Consider the following 4,061-nt stretch of genomic DNA (forward strand, 5'->3'; position numbering starts at 1 on the left):
GGGGCGGGCAGGGGGTGACACGGCGCCCTGTTCCCCCAGCGGAGCGCATGCGCTGACAGCGAACAGTTCCCTTTGCGGGATTCCCCGGCGGAGCCTCCGCGTTAGGGTCCATGAATACGGGGCCGGAGCACTCGGCGAAACCGCCGCCAGGCCCCCGCAGGGAAACGTGAGACGGCCCGGCGCCGTCGTAAGACGAGCAGGTGGATACGTGACGAATCTGATGCCCTCCGCCGCCGGCGAACCTTCCATCGGCGGTGGCCTCGGCGACCATGTCTACAACCGGCTGCTCAACGAGCGGATCATCTTCCTCGGCCAGCCGGTCGACGACGACATCGCGAACAAGATCACCGCACAGCTGCTGCTCCTTGCCGCCGACCCGGACAAGGACATTTACCTGTACATCAACAGCCCGGGCGGTTCGATCACGGCCGGCATGGCGATCTACGACACCATGCAGTACATCAAGAACGACGTGGTGACCATCGCCATGGGCCTCGCGGCCTCGATGGGTCAGTTCCTCCTCAGCGCGGGCACCCCCGGCAAGCGCTTCGCGCTGCCGAACGCCGAGATCCTGATCCACCAGCCCTCCGCCGGCCTCGCCGGCTCGGCCTCGGACATCAAGATCCACGCCGAGCGGCTGCTGCACACCAAGAAGCGCATGGCCGAGCTCACGTCGCAGCACACCGGCCAGTCGGTCGAGCAGATCACCCGCGACTCGGACCGCGACCGCTGGTTCGACGCCTTCGAGGCCAAGGAGTACGGCCTCATCGACGACGTCATCGCCACGGCCGCCGGCATGCCGGGCGGCGGCGGCACCGGGGCCGGGCAGGCGTAACGGCACCCGCCGCGCCGCGCGTCGCCGTACGCGAGCCCGGCCGCGTCCGGACGCCGCAGGAGCCCGTAGGAGGGCCTGCGGCGGAAGGAGCGGCTCCGGGCCCCGTACGGGGCGTACAGCGGCCGTACGACGGCCGTCACGGACGTACGACGGCGCGCAGCCCGGCGGCAGCCGACCCGCACCCCCCGAAAGCCCCAGCCGACCGCCTCAGCCCCTCTCAGGCTTCCAGGAGACCCACAGTGAACGACTTTCCCGGCCGCGACCTCTACGACCGTGCGAGCTCCCAGTACACCGGCCCCACGGCCGAGTCCCGCTATGTGATCCCGCGCTTCGTCGAGCGCACCTCGCAGGGCATCCGCGAGTACGACCCGTACGCCAAGCTCTTCGAGGAGCGGGTGATCTTCCTCGGTGTCCAGATCGACGACGCCTCCGCCAACGACGTCATGGCGCAGCTGCTGTGCCTGGAGTCGATGGACCCCGACCGTGACATCTCGGTCTACATCAACAGCCCCGGCGGCTCGTTCACGGCGCTCACCGCGATCTACGACACGATGCAGTTCGTGAAGCCGGACATCCAGACGGTCTGCATGGGCCAGGCGGCCTCCGCCGCGGCGATCCTGCTGGCCGCCGGTACGCCCGGCAAGCGCATGGCGCTGCCGAACGCGCGCGTGCTGATCCACCAGCCGTACAGTGAGACCGGCCGCGGTCAGGTCTCCGACCTGGAGATCGCCGCCAACGAGATCCTCCGGATGCGTGCGCAGCTGGAGGAGATGCTGGCCAAGCACTCCACCACGCCGATCGAGAAGATCCGCGAGGACATCGAGCGCGACAAGATCCTCACGGCCGAGGACGCGCTCTCGTACGGCCTGATCGACCAGATCATCTCTACGCGGAAGATGAACAACAACAGCGTCCGCTGACGGCGGAAAGCCTGTATTGTTCGCCGCCCCTTGGCATGGTTGGCACCGTTTGACCCAGTGCACGACAAGGTGCACGCCAAAGCGAACCGTGCCAAGGGGGGCCCGAACGGGGGGCCCGGCAAGGTACCGTCGACATAAGGCAGCACCAGGAGCCGCTGGATTCCAATCGTCCAGGCGTCTCCCAGGCGAAGGGGAAGCACACCGTGGCACGCATCGGTGACGGCGGCGATCTGCTCAAGTGCTCGTTCTGCGGCAAGAGCCAGAAGCAGGTCAAGAAGCTCATCGCAGGGCCCGGTGTGTACATCTGCGACGAGTGCATCGACCTCTGCAACGAGATCATCGAGGAAGAACTCGCGGAGACCAGCGAGGTCCGCTGGGAGGAACTCCCGAAGCCGCGCGAGATCTACGAGTTCCTCGAGGGGTACGTGGTCGGCCAGGAGGCCGCCAAGAAGGCCCTGTCGGTCGCGGTGTACAACCACTACAAGCGCGTCCAGGCCGGGGAGAACGGCGGCGGCCAAAGCCGCGAGGACGCCATCGAGTTGGCGAAGTCCAACATCCTGCTGCTCGGCCCCACCGGCTCCGGCAAGACCCTGCTCGCCCAGACGCTGGCCCGCATGCTGAACGTCCCGTTCGCCATCGCGGACGCGACGGCGCTGACGGAGGCCGGCTATGTGGGCGAGGACGTCGAGAACATCCTCCTGAAGCTCATCCAGGCGGCCGACTACGACGTCAAGAAGGCCGAGACCGGGATCATCTACATCGATGAGATCGACAAGGTCGCGCGGAAGAGCGAGAACCCGTCGATCACGCGGGACGTGAGCGGCGAGGGTGTGCAGCAGGCCCTGCTCAAGATCCTTGAGGGCACCACCGCCTCGGTCCCGCCGCAGGGCGGTCGCAAGCACCCGCACCAGGAATTCATCCAGATCGACACGACGAACGTCCTGTTCATCGTGGGCGGCGCGTTCGCCGGCCTGGAGAAGATCATCGAGTCGCGGGCGGGTGCCAAGGGCATCGGATTCGGCGCGACGATCCGCTCGAAGCGGGAGCTGGAGTCGAAGGACCAATTCGAGGACGTCATGCCCGAGGACCTCGTCAAGTTCGGCATGATCCCCGAGTTCATCGGCCGCCTCCCGGTCATCACCTCGGTCCACAACCTGGACCGGGAAGCCCTCCTCCAGATCCTGGTGGAGCCCCGCAACGCTCTGGTGAAGCAGTACCAGCGCCTCTTCGAACTCGACGGTGTGGAGCTCGACTTCGAGCGTGAGGCCCTGGAGGCCATTGCCGACCAGGCCATCCTCCGCCAGACGGGCGCGCGCGGCCTGCGCGCCATCATGGAGGAGGTCCTGATGTCGGTCATGTACGAGGTTCCGTCCCGCAAGGACGTGGCCCGCGTGGTCATCACGGCGGACGTGGTCCACTCCAACGTCAACCCGACCCTGATCCCCCGCGACGCGCGGGGCCGGGGCTCGGGCGAGCAGAAGACGGCGTAACTCGTCGGCTGCGTACGCACGTTGAAGGGGCCCCGGTCAAGTGACCGGGGCCCCTTCAACGCTGGGGTACGGAATCAAGCCGCGACGCGAACTTCCTTGCGAAGCTTGGCGGTGATATCGGCCACCTCTTCAGCAGTGGAGGCCTTGCCCGCCGCGATGTCCGAGTACTCCATGGGCATGGCGAAGCCGAGCGTGCTGTAGTCGCCCCACAGGCAGTACACGATGTTGATCTCCTTGGGCATGCCCGATGACGTGTCCTTGGAGTTGTCGACCGTGGCTTCCTGGCACTTCAGGACGGCGCCGTCGAGGGACTCGGGCGTGTACTCCTTCGGGCTGCCCTTGAAGGTCACCGCCCCGTCGCTCTCCTTCTGCACGTCCTTCCGCATGAAGACGAAGAACGCGTCGACCGCCTTCTCCGGATCCTCGATCTCACCGTAGAGGCCACCGAACGTAAGCGCCTTGCCGCCCAGCGGGTTGGACTCGTTCTTCACCTCGTAGTTGGCACCGACGTCCTTGGCGTTCTTGATGCCCGTGGCGGTCTCGGCCTGCTTGAGCTCCTCGTCGGTCATGCCGTCGCCGCCGCCCGAGGACTTCTTGTACTCGCCGAGCACCGACGCCGGCGTCGTCAGCTTGTGCGGGCCGTCGTCCGCGATGTCGCTGCTGCCGCCGCCGAAGACGAAGTACGCGCCGACCGCGACCGCCGCGACCACGGCGACCGCGCCCAGGATGATGCCGACCTTCTTGCCGCCACCGCCGGGGGCCGCGGGGGGCTGGGGCACCGTCGGGTAGCCCGGCTGGCCGCCGTAGGGGGCCTGC

At 67.3% G+C, this 4,061-nt stretch carries 4 protein-coding genes; 3 read left to right on the forward strand and 1 reads right to left on the reverse strand.

Annotated elements, in window-relative coordinates; translation table 11 throughout:
* Nucleotides 1-220: 220 nt before the first annotated feature.
* The 3 genes from AOK15_RS21755 to clpX all read left to right on the forward strand — a co-directional run bounded on the left by AOK15_RS21755 (nt 221) and on the right by clpX (nt 3,245).
* Complete coding sequence (locus AOK15_RS21755) at nt 221-835, forward strand: ATP-dependent Clp protease proteolytic subunit (protein WP_055519442.1); 615 nt, start codon at nt 221-223, stop codon at nt 833-835.
* Between the two features lie 239 nt (nt 836-1,074).
* The gene (locus tag AOK15_RS21760) at nt 1,075-1,755 is read left to right on the forward strand and encodes an ATP-dependent Clp protease proteolytic subunit (RefSeq protein WP_055519443.1); all 681 of its coding nucleotides are present in this window, start codon (nt 1,075-1,077) and stop codon (nt 1,753-1,755) included.
* Between the two features lie 203 nt (nt 1,756-1,958).
* Nucleotides 1,959-3,245, forward strand: coding sequence for an ATP-dependent Clp protease ATP-binding subunit ClpX (gene clpX / locus AOK15_RS21765; protein ID WP_055519445.1), 1,287 nt, complete (start codon nt 1,959-1,961; stop codon nt 3,243-3,245).
* Between the two features lie 74 nt (nt 3,246-3,319).
* Here clpX and AOK15_RS21770 read toward each other — a convergent pair.
* A partial coding sequence (locus tag AOK15_RS21770; protein ID WP_055519448.1) for a hypothetical protein occupies nt 3,320-4,061 on the reverse strand: 742 nt, incomplete at its 5' end.

Source organism: Streptomyces ossamyceticus (assembly GCF_001418475.1).
Classification (GTDB): domain Bacteria; phylum Actinomycetota; class Actinomycetes; order Streptomycetales; family Streptomycetaceae; genus Streptomyces; species Streptomyces ossamyceticus.

Coding starts and splice junctions, on each gene's coding strand:
- AOK15_RS21755 (WP_055519442.1), top strand. CDS start 221: ATGCCCTCCGCCGCCGGCGAACCTTCCATCGGCGGTGGCCTCGGCGAC.